At 69.9% G+C, this 15,453-nt stretch carries 12 protein-coding genes; 8 read left to right on the top strand and 4 right to left on the bottom strand.

The genetic code is table 11. From position 1 onward, the window contains the following. Positions 1 to 22: 22 nt before the first annotated feature. Positions 23 to 541, bottom strand: a complete 519-nt coding sequence (locus tag ABZX90_RS16180) for a DUF4245 domain-containing protein (protein ID WP_351125992.1) — start codon at positions 539 to 541, stop codon at positions 23 to 25. Positions 542 to 668: 127 nt separating this feature from the next. Between ABZX90_RS16180 and glpX the strand changes: the two genes are divergently transcribed. Beyond that, positions 669 to 1,700, top strand: a complete 1,032-nt coding sequence (gene glpX, locus ABZX90_RS16185) for a class II fructose-bisphosphatase (protein WP_266762314.1) — start codon at positions 669 to 671, stop codon at positions 1,698 to 1,700. Positions 1,701 to 1,807: 107 nt separating this feature from the next. On the opposite strand, the gene ABZX90_RS16190 is transcribed toward glpX, so the two are convergent. Both ABZX90_RS16190 and ABZX90_RS16195 read right to left on the bottom strand, forming a co-directional pair. Then, positions 1,808 to 2,179, bottom strand: coding sequence for a WhiB family transcriptional regulator (locus tag ABZX90_RS16190; RefSeq protein ID WP_075028724.1), 372 nt, complete (start codon positions 2,177 to 2,179; stop codon positions 1,808 to 1,810). A gap of 199 nt (positions 2,180 to 2,378) precedes the next feature. Further along, complete coding sequence (locus ABZX90_RS16195) at positions 2,379 to 3,107, bottom strand: DUF1707 domain-containing protein (protein ID WP_351125995.1); 729 nt, start codon at positions 3,105 to 3,107, stop codon at positions 2,379 to 2,381. A gap of 249 nt (positions 3,108 to 3,356) precedes the next feature. Here ABZX90_RS16195 and ABZX90_RS16200 point away from each other — a divergent pair, with 249 nt between their 5' ends. The 5 genes from ABZX90_RS16200 (at position 3,357) to ABZX90_RS16220 (ending at position 11,708) form a co-directional block, all read left to right on the top strand. Beyond that, a complete protein-coding gene (locus ABZX90_RS16200) occupies positions 3,357 to 5,024 on the top strand; it encodes a fumarate hydratase (protein WP_355205307.1) in 1,668 nt (555 codons plus the stop codon). Positions 5,025 to 5,236: 212 nt separating this feature from the next. Then, positions 5,237 to 6,640 (top strand): class II fumarate hydratase, encoded by a 1,404-nt coding sequence (locus ABZX90_RS16205; RefSeq protein WP_355205309.1) that lies wholly within the window; start codon positions 5,237 to 5,239, stop codon positions 6,638 to 6,640. Between the two features lie 115 nt (positions 6,641 to 6,755). After that, positions 6,756 to 7,448 carry a DUF402 domain-containing protein gene (locus tag ABZX90_RS16210; protein WP_351126000.1) on the top strand — a complete coding sequence of 231 codons (693 nt, stop codon included), beginning with the start codon at positions 6,756 to 6,758 and terminating at the stop codon, positions 7,446 to 7,448. A gap of 412 nt (positions 7,449 to 7,860) precedes the next feature. Continuing rightward, positions 7,861 to 10,023, top strand: a complete 2,163-nt coding sequence (locus ABZX90_RS16215; protein ID WP_351126002.1) for an ATP-binding SpoIIE family protein phosphatase — start codon at positions 7,861 to 7,863, stop codon at positions 10,021 to 10,023. Between the two features lie 221 nt (positions 10,024 to 10,244). Continuing rightward, positions 10,245 to 11,708, top strand: coding sequence for a catalase (locus tag ABZX90_RS16220; protein ID WP_355205313.1), 1,464 nt, complete (start codon positions 10,245 to 10,247; stop codon positions 11,706 to 11,708). A 93-nt stretch (positions 11,709 to 11,801) separates the two neighbouring features. Here ABZX90_RS16220 and ABZX90_RS16225 read toward each other — a convergent pair whose 3' ends face one another. Next, entirely contained in the window at positions 11,802 to 14,123 is a 2,322-nt protein-coding gene (locus ABZX90_RS16225; protein ID WP_355205316.1) for a transglycosylase domain-containing protein, read from the bottom strand. A gap of 249 nt (positions 14,124 to 14,372) precedes the next feature. Here ABZX90_RS16225 and ABZX90_RS16230 point away from each other — a divergent pair, with 249 nt between their 5' ends. Further along, complete coding sequence (locus ABZX90_RS16230; protein WP_351126008.1) at positions 14,373 to 14,615, top strand: hypothetical protein; 243 nt, start codon at positions 14,373 to 14,375, stop codon at positions 14,613 to 14,615. 312 nt (positions 14,616 to 14,927) lie between these two features. Beyond that, entirely contained in the window at positions 14,928 to 15,452 is a 525-nt protein-coding gene (locus ABZX90_RS16235; protein WP_351126010.1) for a PadR family transcriptional regulator, read from the top strand. The last annotated feature ends 1 nt before the right edge of the window (position 15,453 follow it).

Below are 15,453 nucleotides of genomic sequence, written 5' to 3' on the forward strand. Positions count from 1 at the left end.
GCGGGGACTACGACCGCTGGGACTACGACGTCTTCAGGGCCTGTGCCATCTTCTCCAGCGTGCCGAACGACCCGGTGCCGGTCACCACGGTCGTGGAGCCCTTGGCCTTGAGGACGAGGGCGTCGTAGTGGTCGCCCTCGTAGCGCTGCCAGGTCTGGTCACCGATGCGCCGGGTGACCTTGGTCTGCCGCGCGCCCTGGCTCGCCGAGTCGATGAACACGGCCGGCCTCTGAGTGGACTGCTCGACCGCCACGTACTGACCGTCGGGGGCCTGGAAGCCCAGGTGCCAGACGTCGAACTCGCTGCCGTCGTAGCGCACCGAGGTCGGCTTCCACGCCGTGGGCAGACCCTCGGGCGCCGCCACGGGATAACTCGCCGCGCGGCGAGCCGTGAGCAGCTCGACCCGATAGTCGACACGCTTGAGATCGGGCTTGGAGTCGTCATGCGGGATGAAGATGTAGATAACGCCCGCCATGAGCCCGATAAGGCCCAGGGAGAGAATCATGTCCCGGACCGACTGCTTGCCTTTCATACCTGCCACGGACCTATCGTCGCAGGTGCCCTGGCCTGCTCATCCGTGGGGCCCCCTGCTCATTTTTCAAGTCTGGCGATAGAGTCGGGGTCATCACCCTCATCCGGCCGTCGTCGTATCAGAAAGGTGCGTGTCGATGACCGAGCATCATCTGCCGTCCGAACTCGAAGTCCCGTCGGAAGCCCCCGACCGAAACCTCGCCCTCGAACTCGTCCGCGTCACCGAGGCCGCCGCGATGGCCGCGGGCCGCTGGGTCGGCCGCGGCGACAAGAACGGTGCCGACGGCGCCGCCGTCCGGGCCATGCGCACCCTCGTCTCCACCGTCTCGATGAACGGCGTCGTCGTCATCGGCGAGGGGGAGAAGGACGAGGCCCCGATGCTCTTCAACGGGGAGCGCGTGGGCGACGGGACCGGTCCCGAGTGCGACATCGCCGTCGACCCGATCGACGGGACCACGCTCACCGCCAAGGGCATGACGAACGCGATCGCCGTGCTGGCCGCCGCCGACCGCGGCACCATGTTCGACCCGTCCGCGGTCTTCTACATGGACAAGCTGGTCACCGGCCCGGAGGCCGCCGACTTCGTCGACATCAACGCGCCCGTGTCGGTGAACATCCGCCGGGTCGCCAAGGCCAAGCGGGTCACCCCCGAGGACGTCACCGTCGTCATCCTCGACCGGCCGCGCCACGACGGCATCATCAAGGAGATCCGGGAGACCGGCGCGCGCATCAAGCTGATCTCCGACGGTGATGTCGCGGGCTCCATCCTCGCGCTGCGCGAGGGCACCGGCATCGATCTGCTGCTCGGCATCGGCGGCACGCCCGAGGGCATCATCTCGGCCTGTGCGGTCAAGTGCCTCGGCGGCACCATCCAGGGCAAGCTGTGGCCGAAGGACGACGAGGAGCGGCAACGGGCGGTCGACGCCGGGCACGACCTCGACCGCGTCCTGACCACGAACGACCTGGTCTCCGGCGAGAACGTCTTCTTCGTCGCGACCGGAATCACCGACGGCGAGCTGCTGCGCGGCGTGCGCTACCGCTCCGAGACCGCGACGACCGAGTCGATCGTGATGCGGTCCAAGTCCGGGACGGTCCGCCAGATCACCTCGGAGCACCGGCTGAGCAAGCTGCGTGCGTACAGCGCGATCGACTTCGACCGCGCCAAGTAGGACCACCGGCCCACCGGGCCGGACGCCGTGAAGGCGCGGAAGGGGCGCCCCTTGTGCGGAGGGGCGCCCCTTTGCCGTACGTGTGTCAGCCGGCTTCCGTACGTGTGTCAGCCGGCCGCGGCTATCGTCCCCCGCGCGGCCTTCTTGAGCTCCAGGTCGCGACGGCGGCGCCGGGCGAGCACGACGCGGCGCTCGGCGGCGGTGAGACCGCCCCAGACGCCGTACGGCTCGGGTTGCAGCAGCGCGTGTTCGCGGCACTCGACCATGACCGGGCAGCGGGCACAGACGCGCTTGGCGGCCTCTTCACGGGAGAGCCGGGCCGCGGTCGGCTCCTTGGACGGGGCGAAGAACAGGCCGGCTTCGTCGCGTCGGCACACCGCTTCCGTGTGCCATGGCGCTTCCTGATCCCTGTCCCGCACTGGCGCCCGCTGGGCCGGAACGGCAGCTACCTGCAGGGACTGATGCGGCGGTTGCAGCACGGTCTACTCCTGACGACGGCTTCGCGAGCGTGCCGGGCACCGTGGAAAGTTCCACGGCGCCCTCCAAGAGGGGATGCAGCAAGCCCTACCCGCTGTGCGCGCGCCTATGCACTGTGTTCCGAAGCCCGGCCCTTCTCGCGCGTGATCGATCGTCCGTCTCTGGACCACCGCGCGTCCGTCGCCGCCGCGTTCACAAGCGTCAACGATCCAGGTGCTTGCGCAAGCTCCGGTCCACCCGGTCGGCCACCCGGTCGTTCACCCGGCTGGTGACCCGGTCGAGGATGTCCGCGATCAGCTTGCCTCGCTTGGGCCGCGCCTCGACGTTCCCCAGGACGGCCAGGCCGTCGACATACACCACGGGCGCGTCGGGGTCGCCCGAATCCAGCGTGTCCACCTCGAAGTTGCCCAGCACGCCGCCGCCGTTGCCCCGCAGCGAGACATTCTCCGGGACCCGGATCTCGACGCTGCCGAAGACGGAGATCGCCTTGATCACGACCTGCTGGTACTCGAAGATCGCCTCGCTCAGGTCGATCTCGACACTGCCGAAGACCGCGTACGCGTGGATGCGCCGGCCCGCTCGCCAGCGGCCCTTGCGGACGGCGGCGCTGAAGACCGCCACCACGTTGTCGTCGGCCTCCACCGGGATCGCGCCCTGGGTGGGGCGGTTGGGCGCCGAGCCGTACGAGGAGGTCGCGCGGCCGGTGTGGGCGGCGGGCAGGTCCCGGACGAACTGGTCGAGCTCACCCACCGTCTTTGTGGCCAGCACCCCCTCCACCCGCTCGGCATGCTCCTCCGGCGTCAGGCGCCCCTCGGCGAGGGCCTCGCGCAGGATGTCGGTGATCCGGTCGCGGTCGGCGTCGGAGGCACGCAGCTCGGCGGGCTTCGCCGCCGTGGCGGGGGTCGCGTCGGGGTGCTTTTGAAGGTCCACGGCAGCAGCGTACCCAAACGCGATAGATCGCGACTACCCCTCGCCCGCCGCCTGTGGAAAACCCGCCATCCGTCCGGGCCGTCGGTCCGGTGTCCGAACTGAGCCTTACCTCACAGCCTCGGCGTCCCTGTCAGGTTCTACGCTGGTGGACGCTGCCGACGAAGGCCGGCCTCCGGCGAGTGAGCCGACGGGGCGCGCCCGCGGCGTAACGAGCCCCAAAAGCTGTCTGTCGAGTGAGGAATGGGCGAGATGCCTGAGTTCGCGTACACCGATCTGCTCCCCCAGGGAGAGGACACCACCCCGTACCGGCTGGTGACCTCCGAGGGTGTCTCCACCTTCGAGGCCGACGGGCGCACCTTCCTCAAGGTGGAGCCGGAGGCGCTGCGCAAGCTCGCCACGGAGGCCATCCACGACATCCAGCACTATCTGCGGCCCGCGCACCTCGCCCAGCTGCGCCGCATCATCGACGACCCCGAGGCGTCGAGCAACGACAAGTTCGTCGCCCTGGACCTGCTGAAGAACGCGAACATCGCGGCGGCGGGCGTCCTGCCCATGTGCCAGGACACCGGCACCGCGATCGTCATGGGCAAGCGCGGTCAGAACGTGCTCACCGAGGGCGGTGACGAGGCCGCGCTCTCGCGCGGGATCTACGACGCGTACCAGAACCTGAACCTGCGCTACTCGCAGATGGCCCCGCTGACCATGTGGGACGAGAAGAACACGGGCTCGAACCTGCCGGCGCAGATCGAGCTGTACGCCACGGACGGCGGCGCCTACAAGTTCCTGTTCATGGCGAAGGGCGGCGGCTCCGCCAACAAGTCGTTCCTCTACCAGGAGACGAAGGCGGTCCTCAACGAGGGCTCCATGATGAAGTTCCTGGAGGAGAAGATCCGTTCCCTCGGGACGGCCGCCTGCCCGCCGTACCACCTGGCGATCGTCGTCGGCGGCACGAGCGCCGAGTACGCGCTGAAGACCGCGAAGTACGCCTCCGCGCACTACCTGGACGAGATTCCGTCCGAGGGCTCCGAGCTCGGGCACGGCTTCCGGGACAAGGAGCTGGAGGAGAAGGTCTTCGAGCTGACGCAGAAGATCGGCATCGGCGCGCAGTTCGGCGGCAAGTACTTCTGCCACGACGTGCGCGTGGTGCGCCTGCCGCGGCACGGCGCGTCCTGCCCGGTCGCGATCGCCGTCTCCTGCTCGGCCGACCGTCAGGCCGTCGCGAAGATCACCGCCGAGGGCGTCTTCCTGGAGCAGCTGGAGACCGACCCCGCGCGCTTCCTGCCGGAGACCACGGACGAGCACCTCGACGAGGCCGGCGACGTCGTGAGGATCGACCTCAACCAGCCGATGGACGACATCCTCGCCGCGCTGACCAAGTACCCGGTCAAGACCCGGCTCTCGCTCTCCGGCCCGCTCGTCGTGGCGCGCGACATCGCGCACGCCAAGATCAAGGAGCGGCTGGACGCGGGCGAGGAGATGCCGCAGTACCTGAAGGACCACCCGGTGTACTACGCGGGCCCGGCCAAGACGCCCGAGGGTTACGCGTCCGGCTCCTTCGGCCCGACGACCGCCGGCCGCATGGACTCCTACGTCGAGCAGTTCCAGGCGGCGGGCGGCTCCAAGGTGATGCTCGCCAAGGGCAACCGCAGCAAGCAGGTCACGGACGCCTGTGACGCGCACGGCGGCTTCTACCTCGGCTCCATCGGCGGCCCGGCCGCGCGCCTCGCCCAGGACTGCATCAAGAAGGTCGAGGTCGTCGAGTACGAGGAGCTCGGCATGGAGGCCGTCTGGAAGATCGAGGTCGAGGACTTCCCGGCGTTCGTCGTCGTCGACGACAAGGGCAACGACTTCTTCCAGGATCCGGCGCCCGCCCCGACCTTCACGTCGATCCCGGTGCGGGGCCCCGGGCTGGCGTAGTGCGGACCGTGCGACGTACGACCTTTCGGGTGACGTCGTACGGGTGACGCGCGCGTGAAGCGCTGCGAGCCAGGGGAACGGCCGCCGACGAGGCGGCCGTTCGTCCGTCGCGGGCCGTACCGGCACTGGGCCGCTCGGGCGAACGGCTTCGTGCGCGCCGGGCGGGAACACCCGGGGGCTCCGGGATGCTGTCCCCCATGGAGGTGTCACCGATGGCAGATGGCCAGGGCGAAGGCGCGTACCGGATCGAACACGACTCCATGGGCGAGGTGCGGGTGCCCGCGGAGGCGAAGTGGCGGGCGCAGACACAGCGGGCCGTGGAGAACTTCCCGATCTCGGGGCAGCGCCTGGAGCGCGCGCACATCGAGGCTCTCGCCCGGATCAAGGCGGCCGCCGCGAAGGTGAACGGCGACCTCGGCGTGATCGACAAGGATGTCGCGGAGGCGATCCAGGAGGCGGCCGCGGAGGTCGCCGAGGGGCGCTGGGACGCGGAGTTCCCGGTCGACGTCTTCCAGACGGGCTCCGGAACGTCCTCCAACATGAACACCAACGAGGTCATCGCGACGCTCGCCACCGAGCGTCTCGGCAGGGACGTCCACCCCAACGACCACGTGAACGCGTCGCAGTCGAGCAACGACGTGTTCCCGTCCTCCATCCACATCGCCGCGACCGCCGCCGTGACCCGCGATCTCGTCCCCGCGCTGGAGCACCTCGCCGCCTCGCTCGGGCGCAAGTCCCAGGAGTTCGCCGATGTGGTGAAGTCGGGGCGCACCCACCTCATGGACGCGACCCCGGTGACGCTGGGGCAGGAGTTCGGGGGATACGCGGCTCAGGTGCGGTACGGGGTCGAGCGGCTGGAGGCCTCGCTGCCGCGGCTGGCCGAACTCCCGCTCGGGGGCACGGCCGTGGGGACAGGGATCAACACGCCGCCCGGGTTCTCCGCCGCGGTGATCGCGGAGGTGGCGCGGGCGACCGGGCTGCCGCTGACCGAGGCCCGCGACCACTTCGAGGCGCAGGGGGCGCGCGACGGGATCGTGGAGACGAGCGGGCAGCTCAGGACCATCGCCGTCGGACTGACCAAGATCGCGAACGATCTGCGGTGGATGGCCTCCGGGCCGCGCACCGGGCTGGCGGAGATCAGCCTCCCGGATCTCCAGCCGGGGTCCTCGATCATGCCGGGCAAGGTGAATCCGGTGATTCCCGAGGCGGTGCTGATGGTCGCCGCCCAGGTGACGGGGAACGACGCGACCGTCGCCGCCGCGGGCGCGGCCGGGAACTTCGAGCTCAACGTCATGCTGCCGGTGATCGCCAAGAACGTCCTGGAGTCGGTCCGGCTGCTCGCGAACGTCTCGCGGCTGCTCGCCGACCGCACGGTGGACGGGATCGTCGCGCACCGCGAGCGGGCTCGTGAGTACGCGGAGTCGTCGCCGTCCGTGGTGACGCCGCTGAACAAGTACATCGGGTACGAGGAGGCCGCCAAGGTCGCCAAGAAGGCACTCGCGGAGCGGAAGACGATTCGCCGGGTGGTGCTGGAGTCCGGCTACGTGGAGCGCGGAGACCTGACCCTGGAGCAGTTGGACGAGGCGTTGGATGTCCTGCGGATGACACACCCGTAACGGCCCGTGCCCTAGGAGAAACGCCTGATGACGGCTCCGTAACAGCAGTTCGCCGATGATGAGAACCGTGACGCGTGCCGCAGCGTCGTATGCCCGGGGCACCTAATATCTGGTCATGGCAGAGGGTGGAGCGGTGAGACGGGCGGAAGCGGGCGGGCCGGCGGCGTACTGGGAGCCCGGGAGTCAGATCCTGTGGCGGTACCGGGAGAACGCCGGCGAGCGCGTCCACATCTGCCGTCCCGTGACGGTCGCACGCGACGACGCCGACCTGCTCGCGGTGTGGATGGCGCCGGGCACGGAGTGCGTGAAGCCCGTGCTCGCCGACGGTTCGCCGGTGCACGGGGAGCCGCTGGAGTCGCGCTACACCAAACCGCGCGCGGTGCGGCGCGACCGCTGGTTCGGGACCGGGGTGCTGAAGCTGGCGCGGCCGGGCGACGCCTGGTCGGTGTGGCTGTTCTGGGACCAGGGCTGGCGTTTCAAGAACTGGTACGTGAACCTGGAGGCTCCGCTGGCCCGTTGGGCGGGCGGGGTGGACTCCGAGGATCACTTCCTCGACATCTCGGTCCACCCGGACCGGACTTGGCGATGGCTCGACGAGGACGAGTTCGCGATGGCGCAACGGGCCGGACTGATGGATGCTCAACTGGCGACACGCGTGCGGGAGGCGGGGTGGTCCGCGGTCGAGGTGATCCGCGCCTGGGGCGCGCCGTTCTCGGACGGATGGCAGCACTGGAGGCCCGATCCGGGCTGGCCGGTTCCCGCGCTGCCGGATGACTGGGACCGTACGCCCGCGCACGTGTCCTCATGAGACCCTTGATGCGCCCCCGTGGTACAACCGTAGGATCGTCTTCCGCAAGGGCGCACGGCAGCAGCAACTCCCGCAGGATGAGCCGGGCTTGACCATATGTCACCGAGGGGCGGCAGGACGTGAGCGAGGGGTACGAGGCGTACGGCGGCGTGACCGGCCAGGGACCGGCCGCACCGCGCGGGCTCGCCACGACGGCCGCGCGGGCGAGGGCTTCGGCCACCGCCCCCTTGTCGGCACGGATCGTTTCCGGCCGTGTGCGGGCCGTACCGTGCCGGGCGACGGCGGTCCTTGCCGTCGGTCCCGGCCCTGACGACGCGCAGAATCCGTTCCTGGGGCACACATTCCGGGTATCGGGGCTGCGGGACGAACTGCACGCACGGCGCGCAGCCCCGGACGGATGGATTCGACACGCGTGACGGAGCACCCCACCTCGCACGAGCGCCGGCAGAGCGGCGCCGGCCGGCCGCCCGCCCCCGCGGACCCTCGCGGGGCGCTCCTGCGTACCTCGGAACAGACCTCCCAGCTGCCGGGCTCCGGAGCGTTACCGGTACAGGCCCGTACGGGCGACGCGCCGAGGAGTTCGGGTACGGCCACGCCGCGCGGCAAGCGCGGCAAGGCCGACGCTTCGGCGTCCGCCGACGCCGGTAGGTCCGCGTCCTCCGGCACGGACGCGTCCTCGCCGTCACCCGCCCCTCCCGGGCCCGGTGCGGAGCACTCCCAGCCCTCGGCGGCCGAACCCGATCCGCACCGCCCCCGCCCGGCGCCGGAGAGCATCCCGATCCAGCCGGACGCCGAGCAGGACCGGTCCTCGCGGACCTCCGGCGGCAAGGAGCGCCGTACCGGGAAGAGCCTGCCGCAGGGCGGCCCCATGCCGATGCGGCGCGACGGGGACCGGCTGCGCTTCGTGGGCGCCGCGACCCGGCGGATCGCCCGGGGCATCGACCTCGACGAGATCGTGATGGGGCTGTGCCGGGCCACCGTGCCGACCTTCTCGGACGCGATCCTCGTCTATCTGCGCGACCCGCTGCCGGTCGGCGACGAGCGGCCGACGGGTCCCCTCGTGCTGCGGCTGCGGCGCACCGACCGGATTCCCGAGGAGCGGGACACCGAGAGCGGCTTCCTGTCCGCGTTGCGGCCGGAGCCCAGTGAGCTGTCGGCGATGACGGCCGAGCTGTGCGAGGTGCGTCCCGGTGGCGCGCTCGCCGAGGTCCTGCGCGGGGTGCGGCCGGTGTTCGCGGACGCGCCCGCCGCCCGGGCCGCGCTGCCCGAGCTGCTCGGCGACGATCTGCCGGTCCCGAGCGGGCAGCGCGCGATCCTCGCCCCGCTGCGCGGCCGGCGCCGGGTGATCGGCGCGGCGCTGTTCCTGCGCCGCCCGGAGCGGCTCGCCTTCGAGGCGGACGATCTGCTGGTCGCGGCGCAGCTCGCCACGCACAGCGCGCTCGGCATCGACAAGGCGGTGCTGTACGGCCGTGAGGCGTACATCGCCGACGAGCTCCAGCGCACGATGCTGCCCGAGACGCTGCCGCGGCCCACGGGTGTACGGCTCGCGTCCCGCTATCTGCCGGCCGCGGAGACGGCGCGGGTGGGTGGCGACTGGTACGACGCGATCCCGCTGCCGGGCAGCCGGGTCGCCCTGGTCGTCGGTGACGTGATGGGCCACTCCATGACGTCGGCGGCGATCATGGGCCAGCTGCGGACGACGGCGCAGACCCTCGCCGGGCTCGATCTGCCGCCGCAGGAGGTGCTGCACCATCTCGACGAGCAGGCGCAGCGGCTCGGCACCGACCGCATGGCGACCTGCCTGTACGCCGTCTACGACCCGGTGTCGCACCGGATCACCATCGCCAACGCGGGCCATCCGCCGCCGGTGCTGCTGCACCTGGGCGGGCGGGCCGAGGTGCTGCGGGTGCCGCCGGGTGCTCCCATCGGCGTGGGCGGGGTCGACTTCGAGGCGGTGGAGCTGGACGCGCCGGCCGGGGCGACGCTGCTGCTGTACACCGACGGGCTGGTCGAGTCGCGGCTCAGGGACGTCTGGACGGGCATAGAGCAGCTGCGGGAGAAACTCGCGGCGGTCGCGGCGCTCACCGGGCCCGATCATCCGCCGCCGCTGGAAGCGCTGTGCGACGAGGTGCTGGACATGCTCGGCCCGGGTGACCGGGACGACGACATCGCGCTGCTCGCGGCGCGGTTCGACGGGATCGCGCCGAGCGATGTCGCGTACTGGTTCCTGGAGCCGGAGGACGCGGCGCCCGGCCGGGCCCGCCGCCTGGCGCGGCGCGCGCTGGCCCGTTGGGGCATGGAGGACATGACCGACTCCGTGGAGTTGCTGGTCAGCGAGGTCGTGACGAACGCGGTGCGTTACGCGTCCCGGCCGGTGACGCTGCGGCTGCTGCGGACGGACGTCCTGCGCTGCGAGGTCGGTGACGATGTGCCGCAGCTGCCGCGGCTGCGACAGGCGCGGGCCACGGACGAGGACGGTCGCGGGCTGTTCCTGGTGAACCGGCTGGCACGGCGGTGGGGGGCGACCCGGCTGAGTACGGGAAAGGTCGTCTGGTTCGAGTTGAACCGGAACTGACCGGGTACTCGTCCGGCCTCGCCCCGGCGGGCCGACGCTGAACCGGTGCCGGCCGTGCCGACGCCGAACCGGTGCCGGCCCGTGCCGGCATTGGACCGTGTCGGCATCGGACCCTGCCGGTACAGGGCCCCGTCCCATGTTGCCGACATGGTGTCGGCGGCGTTGACTGCTGGGGTGAGCGAAGCGACCTGACGATCTTCATCTCCGACGGGAGGACGCTCGTGACGCAGGCATCCCGGAAGGCTCCGTACACCACGAACAACGTCGGGGTTCCGGTGGAGAGCGACGAACACTCGCTCACCGTCGGACCCGACGGCCCGATCCTGCTCCAGGACCACTACCTCATCGAGAAGATGGCGCAGTTCAACCGGGAGCGGGTCCCCGAGCGGGTGGTGCACGCCAAGGGCAGTGGCGCGTACGGATTCTTCGAAGTGACCAACGACGTCGGTCAGTTCACCAGGGCCGACCTCTTCCAGCCCGGCAGGCGCACCGAGATGCTGGCCCGCTTCTCGACCGTCGCCGGTGAGCAGGGCTCGCCCGACACCTGGCGCGACCCCCGCGGCTTCGCGCTGAAGTTCTACACCGAGCACGGCAATTACGACATGGTGGGCAACAACACCCCGGTCTTCTTCGTCCGCGACACGATCAAGTTCCAGGACTTCATCCGCTCGCAGAAGCGCCACCCGGCGACGGGGCTGCGCAACCACGACATGCAGTGGGACTTCTGGACGCTCTCGCCCGAATCGGCGCACCAGGTGACCTGGCTGATGGGCGACCGCGGCATCCCGAAGACGTACCGCAACATGAACGGCTACAGCTCCCACGCCTATATGTGGATCAACGGCGGCGGTGAGCGGTTCTGGGTGAAGTACCACTTCAAGACCGACCAGGGCGTCGACTTCCTCACCCAGGCCGAGGCCGACGAGCTGGCGGGGACGGACCCCGACCTGCACCGCCGGGATCTGTACGAGTCGATCGAGTCCGGGAACGCGCCGAGCTGGCGGCTGAAGGTCCAGATCATGCCGTTCGAGGACGCGGCGGACTACCGGTTCAACCCGTTCGACCTGACCAAGGTCTGGCCGCACGGCGACTACCCGCTGATCGACGTGGGCCGCATGGTCCTGCACAGGAACCCCGAGGACTACTTCGTCCACATCGAGCAGGCCGCCTTCGAGCCCTCGAACATGGTGCCGGGCATCGGGCCCTCACCGGACAAGATGCTGCTGGGCCGGCTGTTCTCGTACCCCGACACCCACCGGTACCGGATCGGCCCCAACTACGCCCAGCTGCCGCCCAACCGGCCGCACTCCCCGGTGAGCTCGTACGCCAAGGACGGTCCGATGCGCTACGAGCCGTCGAACGCGGCCCGTCCCTACGCGCCCAACTCCTACGGCGGTCCGGCGGCCGACCACGGGCGGTTCGGTGACCCCGCGAGCTGGCAGACCGCCGGTGAGCTGGTGCGCGAGGCGTACAAGCCGCACCGCGAGGACGACGACTGGGGCCAGGCGGGCACGATGGTCCGCCAGGTCCTCGACGACGCGGCCCGCGACCGGCTGGTGGGGAACGTGAGCGGCCATCTCAAGGACGGCGTGTCCCGCCCGGTGCTGGACCGCGCCGTCCAGTACTGGCGCGCCGTGGACAAGGAGATCGGCGACCGGATCGCGCACAGCGTCAACGGGGGCTGACCCGACGAGCGGACGAGCGGACGAGAAGAGGGGGCACCCGGAGTTCCGGGTGCCCCCTCCTACGCGCTTGGCGTCAGGTGCCTACGCGCCTCGTCACTGCTCACTGCTCTGGTCGAACGGATTGTCCGGGATGCCGTCGGTGGCTGTCTCCGACGGCGTGGACGGGCTCGTCGTCGTCGGCGCGGTCGTCGTCGGCTCGTCCGTGGGGGTCGGCGGGCTGCTGCTGGTGGGCGGCTCCGACGACGGTTCCTCGGTGGTCGGCGTCGACGACGGCGTGCTGGACGGTGTCTGGGTGAAGGTGGGGAGCTCGGTCGGCGCCACCGCCGCACCCGACGTGGTGTCGAGGTCGAACTTCGTGACCCGGCCACCCATCGCGTCGAAGGTGTACGCCGCCCAGATCTTCGCCGGGAAGCCACCACCGTTGACACGGCCGCCCTCCGCGAAGAGGCCCGTGGCGCCCTTCATGGAGACCTGGGCGTGGGTCTTCGCGTCCTCGCCGAACAGCAGGACCGAGGTGACGAGGTTCGGCGTGTAGCCGGTGAACCAGGCCGACTTGTTGTTGTCGGACGTACCGGTCTTGCCGGCGACCTGCTGGCCGTCGCGGTTCGGGTTGTCCCGCACCGAGAGCCGGGCCGTACCGTCGTCGACCACGCCGGTCAGCACCGAGGTGACCGTGTCGGCGGCCTCCTCGCTGATGACCCGCTCGCCGGTCGGGTCCGGCATCGTGACCGTACGGTCCTTGTGCTCGGCCGAGGCGACGATCGCCGGGGTGACCTTCTTGCCGTGGTTGTCGAGCGTGGCGTACACGCCCGCCATCTCCAGCGGGCTCGCGCCCATGGAGCCGAGGGTCTGCGCGGGCACGGCCTGGAGTCCCTTGGTGTTCATGCCGAGCTCGCCGGCGACCTTCAGCACCTCGTCCATGCCGACGTCGACGCCCATCTGCGCGAAGACGGAGTTGATGGACTTGTTCATCGCGGTCTGCACGGTGACGTCGCCGTAGTTGTGCTCGTCCTCGTTCGGCGGCGCGAAGGCGATGTTGCTGCCCACGACGGGACGGCGGCTGGTGCCGTCGTAGATCGTGTTCGCGGTGATCGGCCTGCCGGAGCGCGTCTTGGCCTCCTCGGCGAGGGCGGCCGCGAGGATCAGCGGCTTGAACGTCGAGGCGGCCTGGTAGTCCCGGCGCGTCGCGTTGTTGACGTAGTGCTTGAAGTAGTCCTTGCCGCCGTACATCGCGAGGACCTTGCCGGTCTTGGGGTCGACCGACACGGCACCGGCCTGGATGTTGGCGTCGACCTTGCGCTTCTTCGGGTCCAGCTTGCTGGTGAGCTGCTGCTTGACCGTCTTCTCCAGCAGGGTCTGCTTCTTCTTGTCGATGTTGAGCGTGATGGTCCAGCCGCCCGCGTCGATGAGAGCGTGGGCGTCGTCCAGGTCGGCCGCGGCGTCCTGGGCGACGAGCTGCTTGGCCAGCTCGGCCTCGGCCTGGAACACCAGATAGCCGGTCTGACCCTCCATGCCGGGGGCGCCCTTCGGGTCCTTGGGGACCGGGAACTTCATGCCCGCGCGCTTGCCCGAGTCGAGCCAGCCCTGCTCGACCATGTTGTCGAGGGTGTAGTTCCAGCGGGCCTCGACCAGCCTCTTGCCGACCTTCGAGGCGACCGCCCAGTCGTACTGGCTCGGAGCCTGGAGCAGCGAGGCGAGGTAGGCGCCCTGCTCGACCTTGAGCTTGCTGGCGTCGACTTGGTAGTAGGCCTGCGCCGCCGCCTGGATGCCGTACGCGTTGCGGCCGTAGTAGCTGGTGTTGATGTAGCCCGCGAGGATGTCGTCCTTGGACTTCTTGCGGTCCACCTTCAACGAGATGACCAGTTCCTTCAGCTTGCGCGTGACGGTCTGGTCCTGGCTGAGGTAGTAGTTCTTGACGTACTGCTGGGTGATCGTCGAACCACCCTGCTTGCCCTTGCCGGAGAGGGTGTTGATCAGACCTCGGGTGGTGCCCTTGAGGTCGACGCCCGAGTCCTTGTAGAACGACTTGTTCTCGGCGGCGACGAAGGTCTTCTGGACGCCCTTGGGCACCTTGGTCAGGTCGACGATCTCTCGGTTGACCTTGCCGGTGCGCCCGAGGAGCTCGCCGTCGCTGTACTTGTAGATGTTGCTCTGCCGCTTCGCGGCCGCGTTGCCCTCGGGCACGGACACGACCATGTAGAGCACGATGAAGGCGCCCATGCCGAGCAGGCAGAGGCCGAAGAACGTCCCGAGGACCGTCTTCCAGTTCACGAACCGGCGTATGCCGGTGCGGCGGACCTTGCCGCCCGCCTTCGCGCCGGACGCCGGGCCCGCCGACTCGTGCCCCGACGAGCGCTGGGGCGCCGCGCGGCGGCCCTGCGCCTGCCGCGCTCGTCTCTCTTCAGCTCGTCCCATGGGTCGATCCGCTCCGCTTCACTCTCGTGTGGAACACAAGTTCGTCGCTCAGGTCAGCTCAGCAAGCTAACACCGCGCGCTATGACAAAGGGCCGCCGATCCGGTCTTTTCCGGACGTGACAATCAGCACGCCTTGCGCACATGCCCCAACGAAACCGACGAGCGGGAAGGGCAGAAGGTTGCCATGCTGGATAAAGTGATAACACTTCGATAGACCGAAGTTATCCCGCAGGAAACGGGGGATCTTCCATGTCGTCCCATGCTTCTCAACAGCGCAAGCAGGTGCTGCTGCGCCTCGATCCGCTGGTGTACGAGGCTCTGGCCCGGTGGGCGGGCGACGAACTGCGCTCGGCCAACGCTCAGATCGAGTTCCTGCTGCGCCGCGCGCTCGCCGAGGCCGGGCGGCTGCCCGGCGGGGCGGGGCCGATTCCCCGCCGGGGTCGGCCGCCGGTCGCCGGGGACCCGGAGGATCGCGAGGACCGGGAGAGGTAGGCGCGGTCGCGGTTCTTCCACCGCCTCCGCCGCGGCCCCATCCCCGCCTCCACCGCCTCCGCCCCATCCCCGGCACCGCCGCCGCCGCCGTCCCATCCCCGGCTCCGCCCCGAGGGCCCGCCCCAGTGGCCGGGGTCGCTCCCGGACGCACGGCTTCGCGCTTCTCACTCGCTCCCGAGCGCCCTACGGGCTGGTTCAGAACCGTGACAATCGGCCGTGACCAGCCACGTCTCGCCCTCAGGTTCCTCTCCGTCATGACCTCTACGCGGCGTGTATACACACTGCGTATACACGCTGTGTAGAGTGCTCCGCATGTCCATCGGTCACACGCTCCTAGGGCTCCTGGAGTCCGGGCCACGCCACGGTTACGACCTGAAGCGGGCCTTCGACGAGAAGTTCGGTCACGACCGGCCACTGCACTACGGCCAGGTCTACTCGACGATGTCACGGCTGCTCAAGAACGGACTCGTCGAGGTCGACGGGATCGAGGCGGGCGGCGGGCCCGAGCGCAAGCGGTACGCGATCACCGAAGCCGGGGTCACCGACGTGCAGCGCTGGCTCGCGACGCCGGAGAAGCCCGAGCCCTATCTCCAGTCGACCCTGTACACGAAGGTCGTCCTCGCCCTGCTGACGCACCGCGACGCGAGCGAGCTCCTCGACACCCAGCGTTCGGAGCATCTGCGGATGATGCGCATGCTGACCGAACGCAAGCGCAAGGGCGACCTGGCCGATCAACTGATCTGCGACCACGCCCTGTTCCACCTGGAGGCCGATCTGCGCTGGCTGGAACTGACCGCCGCGCGCCTCGACAAGCTCGCCGAGGCGGTGACCCGATGAC

The organism is Streptomyces sp. NPDC002935 (assembly GCF_040611295.1).
Taxonomy (GTDB): Bacteria; Actinomycetota; Actinomycetes; order Streptomycetales; family Streptomycetaceae; genus Streptomyces.

Coding starts and splice junctions, on each gene's coding strand:
- glpX (WP_266762314.1), top strand. CDS start 669: ATGACCGAGCATCATCTGCCGTCCGAACTCGAAGTCCCGTCGGAAGCC.
- ABZX90_RS16200 (WP_355205307.1), top strand. CDS start 3,357: ATGCCTGAGTTCGCGTACACCGATCTGCTCCCCCAGGGAGAGGACACC.
- ABZX90_RS16205 (WP_355205309.1), top strand. CDS start 5,237: ATGGCAGATGGCCAGGGCGAAGGCGCGTACCGGATCGAACACGACTCC.
- ABZX90_RS16210 (WP_351126000.1), top strand. CDS start 6,756: ATGGCAGAGGGTGGAGCGGTGAGACGGGCGGAAGCGGGCGGGCCGGCG.
- ABZX90_RS16225 (WP_355205316.1), bottom strand. CDS start 14,123: ATGGGACGAGCTGAAGAGAGACGAGCGCGGCAGGCGCAGGGCCGCCGC.
- ABZX90_RS16230 (WP_351126008.1), top strand. CDS start 14,373: ATGTCGTCCCATGCTTCTCAACAGCGCAAGCAGGTGCTGCTGCGCCTC.
- ABZX90_RS16235 (WP_351126010.1), top strand. CDS start 14,928: ATGTCCATCGGTCACACGCTCCTAGGGCTCCTGGAGTCCGGGCCACGC.